Consider the following 18,480-nt stretch of genomic DNA (forward strand, 5'->3'; position numbering starts at 1 on the left):
CCATCGCGCAATCGACCGGAGGGAACCATGGATTTTTCAGCAATCAATTGGCTGGCGGTAGTCGTCGCCGCCGTCGTGGCGTGGCTGTTCGGCGGGGCCTGGTACATGGGCTTGAGCAAGCCGTGGCTGAAGGCCGCCAAGCTTGATCCGGCGACGATGAGCAAATCGATGCTGCCCTTCGTCGTCTCCTTCATCGCGGAGCTCGTCATGGCGCTGGTCATGTCGCTGATCATCGGCGCCGTAACCGGCGGCGAGCCGAGCCTGCTTGCCGGGGTGATCTTCGGCTTCGTTCTCTGGCTGGGGTTCGTCGCCACCACGCTTTCGGTCAACCATCGCTACGAAGGTTTCGGCTGGGATCTGACGCTCATCGATGTTGGTCACTGGCTCGGCGTGCTGCTTCTCATCGGCGCGGTGATCGGCTGGTTCGGCGCGGCGGCGGGCTGACCGTCAGCTCGGGGTCCTGGCGATTTCCTCGAGAAGCCAATCGCGAAAGGCGACGATGCGCGGATCATTCGCCGCGGTCTCCGGATAGACCAGGAAATAGGCGAATTCAGGCGCGACCTTGATGCCGAGTTCGAACGGCCGGATCAGCCTGCCTTCGGACAGGTCGTTTGCCACCATGGCGAAATCGGCGAGCGCGACCGCGTTGCCGTCGAGCGCGGCCTGGACGGCATCGGTCGAGTTGCCGAACACGATGGTCCGGCTGTCGTCGAAATCGTCGACGCCCGCCGCCGCCATCCACATGCTCCAATTCGGCCAGGTGACGCCCTGGCGCGACCACTCGATATGCGCCAGCGTGTGATGAAACAGGTCGCGCGGCTCTTTCAGCCGCGGCCCAGCCCGCAGCAAGGCCGGGCTGCAGACGGGGATGATGACGTTTTCGAACAGCCGGTGTGAGCGAAGCCCCGGATATTTGCCGGTGCCGAAACGGATGCCGAGATCGACGTCGTCGCGATCGAAGTCGCGCACCTCGTAACTGATGTCGAAACGCAGCTCGATTGCCGGATGCTGCTTGCGAAAATCGTCGACGCGCCGCATCAGCCACTTCGTCGCGAATTGCGCATCGAGGGTGACCTTCAGCAGCGCCGATCCGCGCGCCGCCTTCTGCGCCCGTGAGACGGCCCGGCCAAGCAGGTCGAGCGCATCGGTCGAAGCTTCGAACAGCACCGCGCCCGCCTCGGTCAGCCGGATCGTGCGGCTGGTGCGTGTGAACAGCACGATGCCGAGCTGATCCTCGATTTCCTTGATCTGATGGCTGACCGCTGCCGGCGTCAGGCCGAGCTCGTCGGCGGCGCGGGTGAAATTGAGGTGCCGCGCCGCTGCCTCCAGCGTCCGCAGCGCACGGGTTCCAGGCAGCAGGCGCGCCATCAGTGCCAGACGAGGAGGGTTCGGTCGAGCATTCCAATCATCAAACAAAACTTGAAGATGTAGAAAAAACTACTCGTTTCCCGTTTGAATTTCAATCCGCCATGCTCTGAGCATCGAAGAAACATCAAACCGGATTTGATGTCCGGAGAAGCGGATTGCACCATGTCTGACATCGCCTTGCGCTCGGTAACCCTCCGCCCGGCCTGGCTGCGCGCCGTGCTTGACTGGTTTCGCCATGCAAAAATCGCCGTCAATCTCCCCTGCGAGAATGTCGAGGATCTCTCCGATCGCCAGCTGCGCGACATCGGCGGCGAACGCAAGGACATCGCACGCGCCATGGACCGCGAACTCGGCCGGCTCGGCCTTCTCGACATAGGGTGGCAGAGGCCGAGGAAGCGGATAGGGCAGTAGTGAATGGTGAATGGTGAATGGTGAATGGTGAATGGGAAGCTAGGCGGTGCGCCTGCACATGTCCCTATCGATCGCTTCTCACCACTCACTATTCACCATTCACTATTCACTATTCACTATTCACTATTCACTATTCACTACCTCACCACCCTTACCACCGTCCGCTCCGACAGCAGCGGCAGCAGCCGTGCCATGGTGCGGGCCGTTACCGCGACGCAGCCTTGCGTCGGCGTGAAGCCGGGGCGCGCCAGGTGGAAGAAGATGGCGCTGCCGCGCCCGCGCCGGCGCGGCACAATGTTCCAGTCCAGCACCAGGCAGGCGTCATAGAGATCGTCGGTGCGCAGCATCCGCTCATGGCTGGCGCCATAGGGGATTTTGACCGGGCGGTTGTAGTTGCGGTCCCCAGGCACTTCGCACCAGCCGAGGTCGCGGCCGATCGGCGTCATCGCCAGCGGCGTCCGGCGGCCGCCGGCAAAACGGTCGCCGCGAAAATATCCCGACAATATCCGCATCGAGGCAAGCGGCGTGGCGCCGTCGCCCTCGCGCTTGCCGGCCGAGATGCCGCCATGCCCCAGCGCACATGGAAACACCAGTTTGCCGGCCTGCAGAAAGCCCTGGCTGGGTTGGCCGGGGCGCGCGCGCACGGTGAGCACGGTGAGCCCTTTCGGCAAAATTGCGCCGACTGCATTGCGATCGTGTTTTTTCTTGTATGATCGTGCCACGGAACAAATCACTGTGAACGGCTGTTGTGCCGGTCAGCTTCCGCATAAACAGGCAGCGGTCAACTGAAATCTCTTTTCAAAACAACGGATTGATCCATGACTTCACGCACCATTCTGATCGTCGACGACGATGACGACCTGCGCGGCACCCTTGTCGAGCAATTGTCGCTTTATGAGGAATTCGATGTCCTGCAGGAAGCGACCGCCGCCAAAGGCGTCGCCACGGCGCGTGGCGGGCTCATCGACCTGCTCATCATGGATGTCGGCCTGCCCGACATGGATGGCCGCGAGGCGGTAAAGATATTGCGCAAGGGCGGCTACAAGGCGCCGATCATCATGCTGACCGGCCATGATACCGATTCCGACACCATCCTTGGCCTCGAGGCCGGCGCCAACGACTATGTGACGAAGCCGTTCCGTTTTGCCGTGCTGCTGGCCCGCATCCGCGCGCAGTTGCGCCAGCACGAACAGAGCGAGGACGCCACTTTCTCGGTCGGCCCCTACACGTTCAAGCCCAGCCAGAAGCTTCTGATCGACCCGCGCGGCGCCAAGGTGCGGCTGACCGAAAAGGAAGCCTCGATCATCAAATATCTCTACCGTGCCGACCAGAAGGTGGTGACCCGCGACGTGCTGCTGGAGGAAGTCTGGGGCTACAATTCCGGCGTCACCACGCATACGCTCGAAACTCACGTCTACCGGCTGCGCCAGAAGATCGAGCGCGATCCTTCCAACGCGGAAATTCTCGTGACAGAAAGCGGCGGCTACAAGCTGGTTCCTTAAACATTTCATTATTCAAATAAGCGATCCGGGCGGGGCGCTTTTCGGGTACGGTCCTGAGGCTGGAGGTGGTTTTGGATCGGCCTCGTAGGGGAGGAGTCGGACTGACGGTTCGGGGACATAGCTAGATGGCGCTGGATGACGACATCCGCATCCTGTCCACCGTGAGGCTCTTCGAGGGCTTTACGCAGGAACAGCTGCGTCTGCTCGCCTTCGGCGCCGAAACCACCATGTTGAAAGCCGACCACAAGCTTTACCGCGAGGACGACGAGGCTGATTCGGCCTACATCGTGGTCAGCGGCCGCATCGTGCTCTACCGCGAGCACGACGGCGAGCGCATCCCGATCGGCACCGCCGGCCCCGGCACCATACTCAGCGAACTGGCGCTGATCGCCGACACCAACCGGCTGACCAGCGCCTCCGCCGAAATCGATTCGGAAGTGCTGCGGCTCAGCCGCAAGATGTTCCGCCGCATCCTCGAGGAATACCCGGAACTGGCGGTTCACTTGCACCAGCGCATCTTGGAGGATTTCCAGGCGATGATCCGCCGCATCGAGGAACTTGGGCCGCGTTTTGCCGGCTAATATAGCGCCTCTGGCCTAACCAGATCGATTTCGGAACTGCGGGTGCGTTGCGGAAACAAGCTCGGCCTTGCGCCGTGCCGTCTCCAGTCCGAGCGCAATGAAGCGGCGCGCATGTTTGGCCAGCTCCATATTGTCGGTCCACAGATTGCGCCAGATCGCGGTTTTCCGCGACAGGTTCTCGTCGACGATTTCCGAGGAGAAGGATTCGAAGCTGAGGTCGTCGCTGTAGCCGATGGCGGTCAGCGCATCGAATATCGCGGCAAAATCGATATTGCCGGTGCCGAGGAAACCGCGATGGCTCTCGCCGATATGGACATAGCCGATCTTCCCGACCGCATTGCGAATGGCCAAGCCGACATCGGCCTCCTCGATGTTCATGTGGAAGCTGTCGAGATGCAGGAAGATATTGTCGGAGCCGCTGTCCGCGATGAAGGCCATGCCTTGCGCGGCGGTGTTGAGCAGATTGCTTTCGAAGCGGTTGACGATTTCGAGGTTGAGGGTGACGCCGGCTGATTTTGCCGTGTCCGCCACCTCGGCCAGCGTGCCGGCGCTGCGGTTCCACTGGTCACGCGTCGGCGCCTCGCTCTGCAAGCCGTGGCTGGTGCTGAGGATGCCGGCAACCTTCTGGCCGCCGAGATCGCGGGTCAGCGCGATCGTACGTTCCAGGATTTCGACGCCGTGCGCGGCAATCGTTTTGTCGGCGCTCGAAATATCGCCGTCGGCCGGCAGTCCAATGCTGATCGCAACGCCGAGGCCGAGATCGGCGATCCGCTTGGCCAAGCCGTCAATGTCGACATTGGCGGGGTCGAGATAGGAGAATTCGATCAGGTCGAAGCCGGCTTCCCTGGTGTTGGCCAGCGTCCGCTCGAGGTCGCCCTGCGCCGAGCTCGCCGACCAGACGAATGAGTGGATTCCGATGCGCGACATGATTGTCTCCGGTCATTCCAGGAGTAGCGGACCCAAGGCCAAAGCGGTTTTGGCAATCCGCTGCTCGGACAAAAAAGGTGCGGCCGGTCATACCGGCCGCACCAGGCTTGGGAGGCTTAGCGAGCCGCGGTCCAGCCCTTGTAATCCTGCAAATTGTCGGCCGTGATCAGCTTCGGGTCGAGCAGCACCGTCGGCTCGGCCGGCTTCTTGCCGGCAAGCAGGTCAGCCGCCATCGTCAGCGACTGGCCGGCCATCACATAGGGATCCTGCGAGGCCGAGGCCTTGATCATCGACGTGCCGGAGGCGAGTTCCTTCTCGATATCGGGTGCACCGTCGACCGCGGTGAAGATGAACTCCGAGCGGTTGAGCTGCTTGGCCGCAAGCTGGGCGCCGATCGCCGTCGGATCGTTGATGGCGAAGACCGCGTCGATCTTGTCGAAACGCGTCAGCAGCGACTGGAACACTTTCAGGCCGCCGTCACGCGAGCCTTCGGCGTTCTGGTCGTCGGAAAGGACCTTGATGTCGGGGTGCTTTGCCAGCACGTCCTTGCAGCCCTTGACCCGCTCCAGGATCGACGACGAGGCCGGGCCATTGAGGATGACATAGTCGCCCTTGCCGCCGGTATTATCGACCAGATACTGGCACGCCTCTTCGCCGGCCTTGACGTTGTTGGTCATCACGGTGACGTCGGCGCCCGGCGCCGAAACGTCGAAAGCGGCAACGACGATGCCGGCCGCCTGCGCCTTCTTCACCGCCGGCGCGATCGCCTTGGCATCGACTGCGTTGAGCATGATGACGTCGACACCGGCAGCGATGAAGGAATCGACCTGCGATACCTGCTTGTTGAGATCGTAGTCGGCCGATACCGAGGTCACCTGCACATTCGGGTTGATCTTCTTGGCCGCGTCCTCGATGCCCTTGATGGTGGCGACGAAGAACGGGTTGCCGAGCAGTCCGACCGAGATGCCGACCTTGTTCAGATCCTTTGCCGATGCCGGCGCGATGACGGCGGCCGCAAGGGCGACGCCGCAGAGCAGTTTAGCGATGGTCTTCATTGTTTTATTTTCCTCCTGATGCCCCGCGCCTCTCACGGTGCGTTACAAATGAAACCGGCTCGTTGGATGCCGGCGACTAAGGGCCATCACGTTCTTGCTCCTGCCTGGAGCCGGTAACGGTCGAGGGCGACCGCCACGATGATGACCAATCCCTTGATGATGTACTGCCAGATGTCCGAAACACCGGCGAGGATGAGCCCGTTGGACAGCACGGCGATGATCAGGCCGCCGATCAGCGTGCCCCAGATCGAGCCGACACCGCCGACGAAACTGGTGCCGCCGAGGATGACTGCGGCAATGGCGTCGAGTTCGTAGGACTGGCCGAGCTGAAGCCCGTTGGCGGCATAGAGCCGGGCCGCCGACATGGCGCCGCCAAGGCCGGCCAGAAGGCCGGAAACGCCGTAGACGAAGAGCAGCACCAGCGGCACCTTGATGCCGGTCAGCCTGGCGGCCTCGGCGTTGCCGCCGACGGCGTAGATCCAGGTGCCGAGCACGGTGCGCTTGAGCACCAGCCAGGACAGGACGACGACCGCCAGCGCGATGATTACCAGCCACGGAATGCCGAACAGCGAACCGTTGCCGATGAAGTCGAACGGCAGGTCCGCGTTGAACACCGTCGTGTCCTGGCCGAGCAGGCGGGCGACGCCGCGCACGGCGGTCAGCGATCCCAGCGTGACGATGAAGGGCGGCAGCTTGATATAGGCGATCAGCAGCCCGTTGATGACGCCGAAACCGAGCCCGACGAGAATGGCCGCGGGCACGCCCAGCAGTCCCCAATCGGGCACCAGCGACACCATCACCGCCACCATCGCCGAGGCGGCAAGGATCGAGCCGACGGACAGGTCGATGCCGCCGGTCAGGATGACGAAGGTCATGCCGGCGGCCAGCACGATGTTGATCGACGATTGCTGCATGACGATCAGCAGATTGGTCTGGGTGAAAAAGCGCGGATTGATGAACTGGAAGCCGACCGCCAGCAGGATCAGGATCGGCAGCATGCCGAGTGCGGCGATGGCGGTACGCCACCTCGTGCTCCTGCCGACCGCCCGGTCGTCCGCTTTCATCGTGTCGGCCACCTTGTCGGTCATCGCTGAGCCGCTCCCGTTGCAAGTTCCATGATCGCTTCCTGCCTCAGCGGCTCGCCCTCCGACGCCGTCACCTCGCCGGCAATGGTGCCGTCGCGCATCACCAGCACGCGGTCGGCGATGCCGATCACCTCCGGCAGTTCGCTGGAGATCATCAGGATGGCGATGCCTTTCTTGGCCAGGTTGTCGATCAGCCGATAGATTTCCGACTTCGCCCCGACATCGACGCCGCGGGTCGGCTCATCGAGGATGACGACCTGCGGCTCGGTTTCCAGCAGGCGGGCGAGCAGCACCTTCTGCTGGTTGCCGCCCGACAGCGAGCCGGCATTGGCCTGCACCGAGCTGGTGCGGATGGAGAGGTCTGACACCGCCTTGGCGGCGCGCTTTTCGGCAGCCGTGAAGTCGCGCAAACCGCCGGCCTTCGCGTCCTTTGCCAGCACGCCCATGCTGATATTGTCGGAGATCGACATGTCGAGAAACAGGCCAAGTTGCTTGCGGTCCTCGGTCAGATAGGCGATGCCGGCATCGAGCGCCTCGCTCGGCGAACCGATGGATATCGGTTTGCCGCCGAGCTCCAGCGTGCCTGATGTGTGCCTGTCGGCGCCGAAGATCAGCCGTGCCAGTTCGGTGCGGCCCGAGCCGACCAGGCCGGCCAGTGCCAGTACCTCGCCCTTGTGGAGGTCGAAGGAACAATTCTTTATGAGATTGCCGTCCGACATGCCGCGCACCGACAGCGCGATGGCGCGCTTGCTGTCCGGCGGACGGTGATCCTTCTTGTAGAACGTCGACAGATCGCGCCCGACCATCATCGATACCAGGCGCGAGGCGTTCAGGTCGGCGCGGTCGAGCGTGCCGACATAGCCGCTGTCGCGTAGCACGCTGACGCGGTCGGCGAGCTGGTAGACCTCTTCCATACGGTGGCTGATGTAGATGATGGCGATGCCTTGCGACTTCAGCGTCGCGATCACCTCGAACAGCCGGTCGGTCTCACGCGAGGTCAGCGACGTGGTCGGCTCGTCCATGACGATGATGCGCGCATTGGTCGACAGTGCGCGGGCGATTTCCACCAGCTGTCGCTCGCCGAGCGACAGGCTTGCGACCGGAGTGCGCGCCGAGAAGGTCACGCCGAGCCGCGCGATGATCTCGCTGGCGCGCCGATTGCACTGCTCGCGGTCGACAACGCCGAACCGTCGCGGCTCGTTGCCGAGAAAAATGTTCTGCGCTACCGACAGATTAGGCGCCAGCGACAGCTCCTGATAGATGACCGCAATGCCGGCGGCGCGCGCCTTGATCGGGTCGCCAGTCGCGGCCGGCACGCCGTCGATCAGGATTTCGCCGCCGGGGTCCGGCCGGTAGGCGCCGGACAGCACCTTCATCAGCGTCGACTTGCCGGCACCGTTTTCGCCCATCAGCGCGTGCAGCTCGCCGGCGTGAACGGTCAGCGACACATCGTGCAAGGCGCGGATCGCACCGAACGTCTTGGAGATGTGGCGCATCTCCAGCACCGGCTGGCGCACCGTCTCGATCCGGGCGGCGGCGCTCATCGCGCACCTCCTGCAGCTGCGCTGGCCACAGCCCGGTCGGCGGCAAGGCCGCGCCAGTCGTTGCGATAGCCGGCAAGGCCGCTGAAACTTGCCGCATGCACCGCCTCCGGCGCTTCGGTGGCAAACTCGCGTCCGACGCTTTCGAAGGCAAGTGCGGCAGCACCGGTGGCGCTGCCCTCCAGCGTTGCGCCCTGCAGGAAAGCCTGCCCGGGCCGCAACTGCGCCAGCAACGCGGCAAGCAGCCCGCCATTGTTCAGGCCGCCGTCGACGATCACTGTGTTGTCCGAATGGATCAGCTCGAGGCACAGATCGACCATCAGCGCGACATAGAGCAGCGCCATGGCCGCGCGTTCCTCGGCATTGGGCGCACGCCCGACCAGTTCGCCGCGGCGGTGCGGCATCGGGCCGCCGGGCGCGAAGCTCGGCAGCGCCATAATGCCGGCGTCGATCACCCGTTGTATCGATGACGGCGCGATTGCGCCCTGCCAGCCGGCGCTGATCGTGGCGAATTCGCGCCCGCCCATGAAGCGGACGGTTGGCACCGGGCCGCCATCGACATCGACATTGACCAGCATGTCGCGCTCGCCGTCGAGTGCGTCGAGCGGGCAGTCCGGATTGAGCACGACCACCCAGGTGCCGGTCGAGACCACGGTCACCGGCCCGAGCTGCTGCCGGCGGTAGGCATGGAGCGCGGCATTGCTGTCGTGGACGCCATTATGGATGGCGACTGGCTTCGCGGCCTGGCCGAAGCGCTGCTCGCCGATCACCGCGCCGGCACGCTCGAAGGCGGGCATCTGGCCGCGCCAGCCCTCGGCATCGACCAGCGAGCTGAAATCGCGTTTGCGCGGCGCCCATAAATGCGAGTGGCAGCCAAGATACGACACTTCCGATACCGGCCGGCCGCCAAACCGCCAGCTCCAATATTGGGGGTAGCCGAGGATCGATTTCGCTGTGGCGAAGGCACCGGGCTCCACCTCCTTCAGCCACAACATGTGGCGGCCGTAGTTGAAGCCAAGCGGCAGGCGCGGCGAAAAGGTCTCGGCAAAATCCGGAATGCGGCGGTCGATCTGCGCGGCGATTTCAGCTGGCGGTTCCTGCTCGTAATCGAGGATCGGATGCGTCAGCGCGGCTTCGTCGACCAACGCGAAGGTGCAGCCATGGCCGGATACCATCAGCCCTTCCACGCCATGCGTGTCGACTGCATCATCGATGGCGCGAGCCGCCCAGTCGTGCAGCGCTGGCTCGTCGAGCACGCTGAAGCCGCCTTTGCGGATCCAGCTCGGCTGGGTGCGGCGCTCGTCGAGGATCTGTCCGTCCTGGCCGAAGACGAACAGCTTCGAATTGGTCTTGCCGAAATCGAGGACGGCGATGTTCACTGGGCGCCTCCCGAGGAAGCCGCGATCCGCACCATGACGCCGGCATCTTCGAGCATGCGGGCATCTGTCTCGGACAGGCCGTCATCGGTGACCAGCGTGCCGATCCGCGACAGCGGCAGTGCCACATTGCGCGCGTGGATCGACAGTTTTCGGCTGTCGGCCAGCACGACGATCTGGTCGGCGCAGAGGCTGAGCTCGACGATCGAGCGGACCAGCAGCGGGTGCGATTCCAGAAGGCCTTCCTGGCCGATGCCTTGCGCGCCGAGAAAGAACTTCGAGGCGTAGAACGGCACCGTCTGCGTCAGCGAATGGATGATGCCCGGCTCGCGGTGCAGTTCGCCGCCGGCGACGGTGAGGCTGCAATGGCCGTGGTCGCTGAGATAGGCCGCGAGCGGCATCGAGTTGGTGTAGAGCCGGATGTTGCGGTCGGCGAGCTTGACGCCGAGATGGAAGCAGGTCGAACCGCCATGCACGATGACCGCGTCGCCGTCGCGCACCATGGTGGCGGCGAGAGCGGCGATCTGCCGCTTGGCCTCGACGGCGAGGTCGCGGTTCTCGTCATAGGGCCTGGCATAGGCGACGCCGGCTTGCGAAACGCCATCGAGCGCCGAGATGCCGCCATAGACCTTGCGCGCTTCGCCGGCCTCGTCGATCTTGTCGATGTCGCGCCGTACTGTCGCCGCCGACACGCCAAGCCGCTCCTGCAGCTCGCGCACCGATGCGAAAGGCCGGTCCCGCAAAAGCTCGACAATCTGGCGCTGGCGGCCGGAGTCGCTCAACCCTTACCTCCCAATGCGCTTGCCTCCCAAGCATTTTGCATGGCATTGCCATTTTGCACGCCAATTGGTGCAACTTACTCAACCCGCCTCGGATTGCAAGCCTGATCTGACGCGATAACATCACTGTTGACGTAACTTACTCGCATCTGCGATACCAGCGTCGGTCTTCGTCCCGGCACCGGGACGTCCAAAGCCGTGGCCACGCGGCCGGTTTGTGGAGGAATTTCGATGACGATCAGTGCGGATGCGCAGGAACTGGCAGCGCTGCGGTCGCTTTCGGCCGCCATCGGCAGCGACCCGCATCTGACCCAGGCCGCCGGCGGCAACACCTCGCTGAAAGCCGGCGACACGCTCTGGATCAAGGCCTCCGGCACCTGGCTGAAGGACGCGCTCATCGCGGACATCATGGTGCCGGTCGGCATCCCGCCATTGCTCGACGCCATCGAACGGCGCGACCCGGCCGCCGAACAGCCGCAGGCCTTCACTGTCGACGCCCTCAACGCGCGCGGCTTGCGCCCGTCGATCGAGACCACCGTGCATGCGCTGATGCCGCAGCGCATCGTTCTGCATGTTCACTGCGTCGAGACCATTTCGCTGGCCGTGCAGGCCGACTGCGAGGCCGAGGCCGCCAGGCGGCTCGACGGCCATCAATGGGCGTATATTCCCTATCGCCGGCCGGGACTGCCACTCGCGCAGGGTATAGCCGAGCGCCTTCGGCCAGGCGTGGATATCCTGATCCTCGGCAATCACGGCCTGGTCGTTGCAGCCGAGACCGTCGCCGCGGCCGACATGCTGCTGCGGCGCGTGACACGACTGTTGGCGCGGCCGCCGCGCCAGGTGGCGGAACCGGACATCGCGGCATTGACGGCGCGCGCCGGCGACAGCGACTACAGATTGCCGGCGGACGTTGAGGCGCATGCGGTGGCGATCGACCCCGAAAGCTGCCGCATGGCTTCGGGTGGCAGCCTCTACCCCGACCACGTCATCTTTCTCGGCGAAGGCTCGGTCGTGGCGAGACCGGACGAGGGTGTGAAGCGCGTCATCGAGCGCTGCGGCGCCGCACCCGCGGCGATCCTGTTTCCTGGACTCGGCGTGTTGATGCGCGGCGACGCCGGCGCCGGTGCGGACGCCATGCAGCGCTGCCTTTCCGACGTGACAGCGCGGATCGATATCTCGGCGAAGCTGAATTATCTGACAGCGGCGGAGAATAGCGAGCTGATCAACTGGGACGCCGAAAAATATCGCCAGAAACTCAATGCCGGAGGCAGCTGACATGCCGCGTTCGTCTGGTCCGCTTGCCATCGGCATCGACATCGGCACATCCGGCGCGCGCGCCGTCGCCATGCGTCCGGACTTTTCCATTGCCGCGCATTCCGCTATTGCCCTCGAGCGATTTGGGCCGAACGGCCGCGACCCCGCCATATGGTGGGAGGCGGTCGGCGCGACGTTGGCGGAACTGCTCAAATGTATCGATCGCGCGGCAGTGCGCTCGATCGCCGTCGACGGTACGTCGGGCACGCTGCTGCCGGTCGACGGCGCCGGGCGGCCGCTGGCCGAACCGCTGATGTACAACGACAAGGTCGCTGACGACACTATTCTGACTGAAATAGCCGGCGCGGCACCGGCAACGAGCGCTGCACTTGGGGCGACCTCCGGTCTCGCCAAGGCGCTGTCTTTCCAGCACCTGCCCGGCGTCGCCAATGTGCTGCACCAGGCAGACTGGATCGCCGGACAGTTTTCCGGCCGCTTCGATGTCAGCGACGAGAACAACGCCCTGAAGACCGGCTACGACGTCGAGGCCCGGCGCTGGCCGGACTGGATCGCGGCGACCGGCGTGCGCATGGAATTCCTGCCCCGCGTCGTGCGGCCGGGCGATGTCACGGACACGCTCACCGCCAGCGCTGCGAAAATGTTCGGCCTGGCGCGCGACGTGGTTATCGTCGCCGGCACGACGGATGGCTGCGCCTCATTCCTGGCGACCGGCGCGAGTGCCGCGGGCGACGGCGTTACCGCGCTCGGCTCGTCGCTGACCATCAAGATCCTCTGCGACCGGCCGATCTCGGCGCCGCAATTCGGCATCTACAGCCATCGGCTGGGTGACACCTACCTGGCGGGCGGCGCCTCGAACTCCGGCGGCAAGGTGCTGGCCCAGCATTTCCCCGTCGCCCGCATTGTCGAACTCAGCAAAAAAATCGACCCGGCGACGAAGACCGGCCTCGATTATTACCCGCTGCCGGCGCCGGGCGAACGCTTCCCCATAGCCGATCCGGCGCTGCCGCCGCGCCTCGAGCCGCGGCCCGCCGACGACGCCGACTATCTGAAAGCGATGTTCGAGGGTATTGCGGCGATCGAAGCGCTCGGCTATCGCCGGCTTGCCGAACTCGGCGCCCCCCGGCTGACATCGGTCAGGAGCGTCGGCGGCGGTGCGGCCAATCCGGCCTGGACAGCGATCCGGCAGCGCAAGCTTGGCGTCGCTCTCGTGCCGGCTCTTTCGGAGGAGGCCGCTGCCGGCACGGCGCGGCTGGCGCTGATGGGCGCAAGCGCAGCGGGGCTTTTATGACGGCCAAGGCAATTCAACACCTCGACGGCATCGCCGCGCTGACCGACCGCTATCAGGTGTTCCTGCTCGACCAATTTGGTGTGCTGCACGACGGCACCAGCGCCTATCCGGGTGCTGTCGAAGCGTTGTCGGCACTCAAGCGCGCCGGCAAGACCATCGTACTGATCTCGAATTCCGGCAAGCGGGCGCAACCCAATGAGCGCCGCCTGCTGAAGCTCGGCTTCGAACCGGGAAGCTGGGATCACTTTGTCTCCTCCGGCGAGGTGGCGTGGCGCTCCTTCCACCAAATGGCAGCATCCGGAGCCCTGCGCCCGCAGACAAAATGCCTGCTGATCCGCCGCGACAATGACCGTTCGGCTGTCGACGGCCTGCCCTTCGTCCTGGCCAAGGACGGCGACGATGCCGAACTGGTGCTGATTTCCGCCAGCGAGGGCGATCGCTACGACATCGACCATTATCGCCGGCTTCTTGGTCCGGCGGCGGCGCGGCGGGTGCCATGCTTCTGCACCAATCCCGACAAGATCATGCTGACTGCCGTCGGCCCTCGCTTCGGCGCCGGCCGGCTCGCCGATCTCTATGAGAGCCTCGGCGGCAGCGTGGCGCGCATTGGCAAGCCCAATCCGCAGATATTCGAGGCAGCGCTGGCACTGGCGGGCCACCCGGAGCGCGACAGCGTGGTCTGCGTCGGCGACAGCGTCGAGCACGACATCGCCGGCGGCAACGGCGTCGGCGTCGCGACGACGCTGGTCCTGTCGGGCATATTGGCGGGGGCGCCTGACCTGGAGGACGTTTTCGCCACGCTGAACGCCCGTCCCGACTACATCGCGGATAGCTTCAGGTTTCGCTGAGTTGTTAAGGCGAGACAAAGCTAATCCAGGTTGAAACGCCCGATCACCGGCACATGGTCCGAGGGCCGTTCCCAGCCGCGCGCCGGCCGCAGGATTTCATAGCCGGCAAAATGCGGCACCAGGTTTGGCGACGACCAGACATGGTCGAGGCGGCGGCCGCGATTTGAGGCCTGCCAATCCTGGGCGCGATAGCTCCACCAGGTGTAGAGTTTCTCCTCGTAAGGCACATTGAGCCGCATCAGGTCGATCCAGTCGCCGGCGAGCCGCATTGCCTCGAAGTTTTCCGTCTCGACCGGCGTATGGCTGACGACATTGAGGAGCTGCTTGTGCGACCAGACATCGTGCTCGAGCGGCGCGATGTTGAGGTCGCCGACCAGGATCGAGCCGGAGTGCTCGTCATGCTCGGCGCGGACGGCGTTCATCTCGGCAACGAAATCGAGCTTGTGCTTGAACTTGCGGTTGACGGCCGGGTCGGGCTCGTCGCCGCCGGCCGGTACGTAGAAATTGTGCAGCAGGATCGTTTTGCCGCCGGCGTTGACGGTGACCGACAGATGCCGGCTGTCGTCGATCTCGCAGAAGCGGCGCTTTTCGACCACCTCGATCGGCCGCCGCGCTATGGTGGCAACGCCGTGATAGCCCTTCTGGCCATGGAAGGCGATGTGCTCGTAGCCGAGCTTGCGGAACGCTTTCTCCGGAAACAATTCGTCCGGAACCTTGGTTTCCTGCAGGCAGAGCACGTCCGGCGCCTGCTCGACCAGCAGGCGTTCGACGATCGGCATACGCAGCCGGACGGAGTTGATGTTCCAGGTAGCGACGGAAAACGGCATGTGGGTTCCGGATAACGCGAGATCCGCCGGATGGGTCCGACGGAAGTCAATCGCGGAAACTACTGCCAGCCGCGCACCGCAAAAACAAGCCGCCTGCACCAACGCGGAAAAGCCATCCCGCAGCAGTAGAAAGTTACCGCGTCTTGGTGTTCAGCTCGCGGTTCGCCGTATAGTCGATGGCGAAGGTGTCGGGGGCGAAGCTGACGCCCTCCTTGGTGTTGAAGATCATCACCGTCGTGTCCTTGCCTTGCGCATCGGTGATGGTCCACTGCCGCAATTCATAAGATTTCGGATCGAACATCATGGTGATCTTCGAATTGCCGAACACCGATTTGTCGGCAAGCTGGATGGTGGTGAGATCGTCCTCTTCCTTGACGCTTCTGACGCGCCCGCCCGACAGATCGATCTTGTCGTCGAGCAGCAGCTTCAGCGGCGTCTTCGACAGCGGATAGAGGTCGGAGGTCCGCAGCTTCTTGTTGAGGATGACCACCGACTTGCCGTCGGAAATCACCCTGAAATTCGAGGCGCCGTCGTAATTGAAGCGGATCTTGCCCGGCCGTTCCAGAAAGAACTTGCCGCCGGTCTGCTCGCCCTTGGGTCCGAACTGCACGAACTCGCCGCTCATCGATTTGACCGAGGAGAAATGATCGGCGATCTTCTGCGCCGTCGCCGGAACCGCTGCCTGCGCCGACGCCAGCAACTGGAAGCCGGGCACGAGGTTGGCGGCCGCCGCACCGGCCAGGACCAGTCCGAGGCCGAGCACCTGCCGGCGGGTTGGGGCGAAATCCCTGCTTGGGGCGAGAGTTGCGTTTTTCATGCCGGTCACCATCATCTGATTGCTTGCTCGTTATATTGGTCTGGCCCCCCAGTTGGGCTTAAGTTTGGCGGGCCGCACGGCGCCCGTCCGCTGCAACGCGCCAAAAGGTTCAAAGTTGCCGGCGCGGACGCGCTCTAGAACTTGTCGTCCTCCGTCGGCACCAGGATTTCGCGTTTTCCGGCATGGTTGGCCGGGCCGACAATGCCTTCCTTCTCCATCTTCTCGATGATCGAGGCGGCGCGGTTGTAGCCGATGCCGAGCCGGCGCTGGATGTAGCTGGTTGAGGCCTTGCCGTCGCGCAGCACCACCGCGACCGCCTGGTCGTAGGGATCGTCGGAATCCTCGAAATTACCGCCGTCGCCGCCGCCACTGCCTTTGCCCGTCGGCTCATCGTCATCCTTGTCGTCGTCCTCGGTGATGGCGTCGAGATATTCCGGCACGCCCTGCAGCTTCAGATGCGCGACAATCTTCTCCACCTCGTCGTCGGAGACGAAGGGACCGTGCACGCGCTGGATGCGGCCGCCGCCGGCCATGTAGAGCATGTCGCCCATGCCGAGCAGCTGTTCGGCGCCCTGCTCGCCCAGGATGGTGCGGCTGTCGATCTTCGATGTCACCTGGAAGGAGATGCGGGTCGGGAAATTCGCCTTGATGGTGCCGGTGATGACGTCGACCGACGGCCGCTGCGTCGCCATGATGACATGGATGCCGGCGGCGCGCGCCATCTGCGCCAGGCGCTGCACCGCGCCTTCGATGTCCTTGCCGGCGACCATCATCAAATCGGCCATCTCGTCGATGATGACGACGATGTAGGGCATCGGCTCGAGGTCGAGGTTCTCCGTCTCGTAGATCGCCTCGCCGGTTTGGCGGTCGAAGCCGGTCTGCACGGTGCGCGAGATCCTTTCGCCCTTTTTCTCGGCCTGCTGCACGCGCGCGTTGAAGCCGTCGATGTTGCGGACGCCGACCTTGGACATCTTGCGGTAGCGGTCCTCCATCTCCCGCACGGTCCATTTCAGCGCCACCACCGCCTTCTTCGGATCGGTGACGACCGGCGTCAGAAGATGCGGAATGCCGTCATAGACCGAGAGCTCCAGCATCTTTGGATCGATCATGATCAGCCGGCAGTCCTGCGGCGTCAGCCGGTAGAGCAGCGACAGGATCATGGTGTTGATGGCGACGGACTTGCCCGAGCCGGTGGTGCCGGCGACCAGCACGTGCGGCATTTTGGCGATGTCGACGATCACCGCCTCGCCATTGATGGTCTTGCCCAGCGCCAGCGCCAGCTTGGCCTTGGTGGTTTCGAAATCGCGGCTGGCCATGATCTCGCGCAAATAGACCGTCTCGCGCCTGGCGTTCGGCAATTCGATGCCGATCGCGTTGCGGCCGGGCACCACGGCGACACGGCAGGCGATGGCGCTCATCGAGCGGGCGATGTCGTCGGACAGGCCGATGACCCGCGACGATTTGATGCCGGGCGCCGGTTCCAGCTCGTAGAGCGTGACGACCGGACCCGGACGCACATGGATGATTTCGCCCTTGACGCCGAAATCCTCCAGCACGCCCTCGAGCAGGCGGGCGTTCTGCTCCAGCGCGTCCTTGGACAGGCTGGCGTCGCGCACCACGTTCTTTGGTTCCGACAGGAAGTGCAGCGACGGCATCTCGAATTTTTCCGAGCCGATCAGCGAAGTCTGCGCCTCGCGCTGGACGCGGGCGCCGGGGGCCGGCCGCGGCGCCGGCGCCTCGACGCGTGTCGCCGCGTCGGAACGGAAGTTCTGCACCTTGGCCGTCGGCGCGGCGCGGCGCTGGCCGGCCGGCTCGGGCGCGAAATCCATGTCGTCGTCATTGTCGTTATCGAAGACGTCGGCATCGTCAGGGTCGATCGAGGCACTGCGGTCGTTGACCATGGCGGCGAAGAATTCCGGCTCGACGCGGGCGCGCCCGCCCGGGCTCATCCGCGCCTCGGCGAACTCGGCCGATTCGACCCGTTCGGCCGCCCGCCGCCAGGCGCTGGGGCGCGGTTCCATCTCCGGCTCGAAATCGTCGCGCTCGCGCCGGCGCGCGGCGCGGCGGCGCAGATAGGCCCGCAGCGACAGCCACCAGTGGGTGATGGCGCCAAGCGCCAATATACCTTCGTCGCCCTCGTCCTCTTCATTGTCGAAAAGCAGGTCCTCCTGCGGATCGGGCACTGCAGGCTGTTCGAGGACGGCAAAGCCGTTCTTGCGCGAAATCAGCGCCGAGCCATACAAGAATACCCACAGCGCCGGCGCTGCCAGGAGCACGGCGAGCACGCTGGCGACGAGGCCGGTCGGATAGCCGCCGATGACCAGGCCCGGGATATTGAGCACCATGTCGCCGAAGACGCCGCCGAGGCCGGTCGGCAGCGGCCAGGTCTTGGGCGGCACCACGCAGCCGGCAATTGCCGCGCCAAGCAGCGAAAACCCGAACCAGGCCAGCGCCCGTTTCGGCAGCCGGTCGACGCCGCGCGCGGTAAACAGCAGAAATCCCCAGATCACCGCCGGCACCAGCGCCGCAACGGCGGCAAGTCCGAAGAACTGCATGGCAATGTCGGAAAAGACGGCGCCGGCATAACCCATTGCATTGGTGACGATATTATCGGTGGCGTGCGAAAAGCTCGGATCGGCGACGTTCCAGGTGGCAAGGGCGGCGACGCCGAAGCCAACCAGAGCAAACAGCCCGGCACCGACCAGGCGCCCGACCTGGCGCCTCGCGAACGACCGGATGCCGTGCTCCGTATCGGCCAGCGCAAGCGGTGCTGAAGCCCCTGAACGCATGCTTTTCCTCG

18 protein-coding genes are annotated in these 18,480 nt (G+C 64.5%); 7 read left to right on the plus strand and 11 right to left on the minus strand.

Features of this window, described 5'->3' with window-relative positions; translation table 11 throughout:
• The first annotated feature begins 27 nt into the window (after positions 1 to 27).
• Positions 28 to 444, plus strand: a complete 417-nt coding sequence (locus tag NKI70_RS06155; RefSeq protein WP_352636956.1) for a DUF1761 domain-containing protein — start codon at positions 28 to 30, stop codon at positions 442 to 444.
• A gap of 3 nt (positions 445 to 447) precedes the next feature.
• Here the strand turns inward: NKI70_RS06155 and gcvA are convergent, their stop codons facing one another.
• The gene (gcvA, locus tag NKI70_RS06160; protein ID WP_352456304.1) at positions 448 to 1,368 is read right to left on the minus strand and encodes a transcriptional regulator GcvA; all 921 of its coding nucleotides are present in this window, start codon (positions 1,366 to 1,368) and stop codon (positions 448 to 450) included.
• A gap of 162 nt (positions 1,369 to 1,530) precedes the next feature.
• Here gcvA and NKI70_RS06165 point away from each other — a divergent pair, with 162 nt between their 5' ends.
• Positions 1,531 to 1,779 (plus strand): hypothetical protein, encoded by a 249-nt coding sequence (locus NKI70_RS06165; protein ID WP_352696959.1) that lies wholly within the window; start codon positions 1,531 to 1,533, stop codon positions 1,777 to 1,779.
• Positions 1,780 to 1,916: 137 nt separating this feature from the next.
• On the opposite strand, the gene NKI70_RS06170 is transcribed toward NKI70_RS06165, so the two are convergent.
• Positions 1,917 to 2,453, minus strand: coding sequence for a L,D-transpeptidase family protein (locus NKI70_RS06170; RefSeq protein ID WP_352578133.1), 537 nt, complete (start codon positions 2,451 to 2,453; stop codon positions 1,917 to 1,919).
• Positions 2,454 to 2,597: 144 nt separating this feature from the next.
• Between NKI70_RS06170 and NKI70_RS06175 the strand changes: the two genes are divergently transcribed.
• Together NKI70_RS06175 and NKI70_RS06180 are read left to right on the plus strand one after the other, a co-directional pair.
• Complete coding sequence (locus NKI70_RS06175) at positions 2,598 to 3,281, plus strand: response regulator transcription factor (protein WP_023680479.1); 684 nt, start codon at positions 2,598 to 2,600, stop codon at positions 3,279 to 3,281.
• Between the two features lie 125 nt (positions 3,282 to 3,406).
• Entirely contained in the window at positions 3,407 to 3,862 is a 456-nt protein-coding gene (locus NKI70_RS06180; protein WP_023680480.1) for a Crp/Fnr family transcriptional regulator, read from the plus strand.
• Between the two features lie 15 nt (positions 3,863 to 3,877).
• On the opposite strand, the gene NKI70_RS06185 is transcribed toward NKI70_RS06180, so the two are convergent.
• The 6 genes from NKI70_RS06185 to NKI70_RS06210 form a co-directional block, all read right to left on the minus strand.
• Complete coding sequence (locus NKI70_RS06185) at positions 3,878 to 4,789, minus strand: sugar phosphate isomerase/epimerase family protein (protein WP_023680481.1); 912 nt, start codon at positions 4,787 to 4,789, stop codon at positions 3,878 to 3,880.
• Positions 4,790 to 4,905: 116 nt separating this feature from the next.
• Entirely contained in the window at positions 4,906 to 5,844 is a 939-nt protein-coding gene (locus tag NKI70_RS06190) for an ABC transporter substrate-binding protein (RefSeq protein ID WP_352696961.1), read from the minus strand.
• Positions 5,845 to 5,930: 86 nt separating this feature from the next.
• On the minus strand, positions 5,931 to 6,908 hold the full coding sequence (locus tag NKI70_RS06195; protein WP_502894527.1) for an ABC transporter permease subunit: 978 nt from the start codon (positions 6,906 to 6,908) through the stop codon (positions 5,931 to 5,933).
• Positions 6,909 to 6,928: 20 nt separating this feature from the next.
• Positions 6,929 to 8,473 carry a sugar ABC transporter ATP-binding protein gene (locus NKI70_RS06200; RefSeq protein ID WP_023680484.1) on the minus strand — a complete coding sequence of 515 codons (1,545 nt, stop codon included), beginning with the start codon at positions 8,471 to 8,473 and terminating at the stop codon, positions 6,929 to 6,931.
• A complete protein-coding gene (locus NKI70_RS06205; RefSeq protein WP_352696965.1) occupies positions 8,470 to 9,849 on the minus strand; it encodes an FGGY-family carbohydrate kinase in 1,380 nt (459 codons plus the stop codon). Before NKI70_RS06205 ends, NKI70_RS06200 begins: the two co-directional genes overlap by 4 nt.
• Entirely contained in the window at positions 9,846 to 10,628 is a 783-nt protein-coding gene (locus tag NKI70_RS06210; protein WP_352696967.1) for a DeoR/GlpR family DNA-binding transcription regulator, read from the minus strand. The genes NKI70_RS06205 and NKI70_RS06210 overlap by 4 nt, the downstream gene beginning before the upstream one ends.
• Before the next feature lie 228 nt (positions 10,629 to 10,856).
• Between NKI70_RS06210 and NKI70_RS06215 the strand changes: the two genes are divergently transcribed.
• Genes NKI70_RS06215 through NKI70_RS06225 form a run of 3 tightly spaced genes read left to right on the plus strand, consistent with a single transcriptional unit; the run spans position 10,857 to position 14,036 of the window.
• Positions 10,857 to 11,900 carry a class II aldolase/adducin family protein gene (locus NKI70_RS06215; protein ID WP_352696969.1) on the plus strand — a complete coding sequence of 348 codons (1,044 nt, stop codon included), beginning with the start codon at positions 10,857 to 10,859 and terminating at the stop codon, positions 11,898 to 11,900.
• 1 nt (position 11,901) lies between these two features.
• Positions 11,902 to 13,188: an FGGY-family carbohydrate kinase gene (locus NKI70_RS06220; protein WP_352696971.1), complete on the plus strand. Its 1,287-nt coding sequence runs from the start codon at positions 11,902 to 11,904 to the stop codon at positions 13,186 to 13,188.
• Positions 13,185 to 14,036, plus strand: a complete 852-nt coding sequence (locus tag NKI70_RS06225) for a TIGR01459 family HAD-type hydrolase (RefSeq protein WP_352696973.1) — start codon at positions 13,185 to 13,187, stop codon at positions 14,034 to 14,036. Before NKI70_RS06220 ends, NKI70_RS06225 begins: the two co-directional genes overlap by 4 nt.
• Positions 14,037 to 14,056: 20 nt before the next feature.
• Here the strand turns inward: NKI70_RS06225 and NKI70_RS06230 are convergent, their stop codons facing one another.
• The 3 genes from NKI70_RS06230 to NKI70_RS06240 all read right to left on the minus strand — a co-directional run bounded on the left by NKI70_RS06230 (position 14,057) and on the right by NKI70_RS06240 (position 18,469).
• Positions 14,057 to 14,863 carry an exodeoxyribonuclease III gene (locus NKI70_RS06230; RefSeq protein WP_352450145.1) on the minus strand — a complete coding sequence of 269 codons (807 nt, stop codon included), beginning with the start codon at positions 14,861 to 14,863 and terminating at the stop codon, positions 14,057 to 14,059.
• Positions 14,864 to 14,996: 133 nt separating this feature from the next.
• Complete coding sequence (locus NKI70_RS06235) at positions 14,997 to 15,680, minus strand: outer membrane lipoprotein carrier protein LolA (protein ID WP_031213172.1); 684 nt, start codon at positions 15,678 to 15,680, stop codon at positions 14,997 to 14,999.
• A 134-nt stretch (positions 15,681 to 15,814) separates the two neighbouring features.
• A complete protein-coding gene (locus tag NKI70_RS06240) occupies positions 15,815 to 18,469 on the minus strand; it encodes an FtsK/SpoIIIE family DNA translocase (RefSeq protein WP_352638303.1) in 2,655 nt (884 codons plus the stop codon).
• Positions 18,470 to 18,480 lie beyond the last annotated feature (11 nt).

This window comes from Mesorhizobium sp. M0500 (genome assembly GCF_040321165.1).
Lineage (GTDB): Bacteria > Pseudomonadota > Alphaproteobacteria > Rhizobiales > Rhizobiaceae > Mesorhizobium.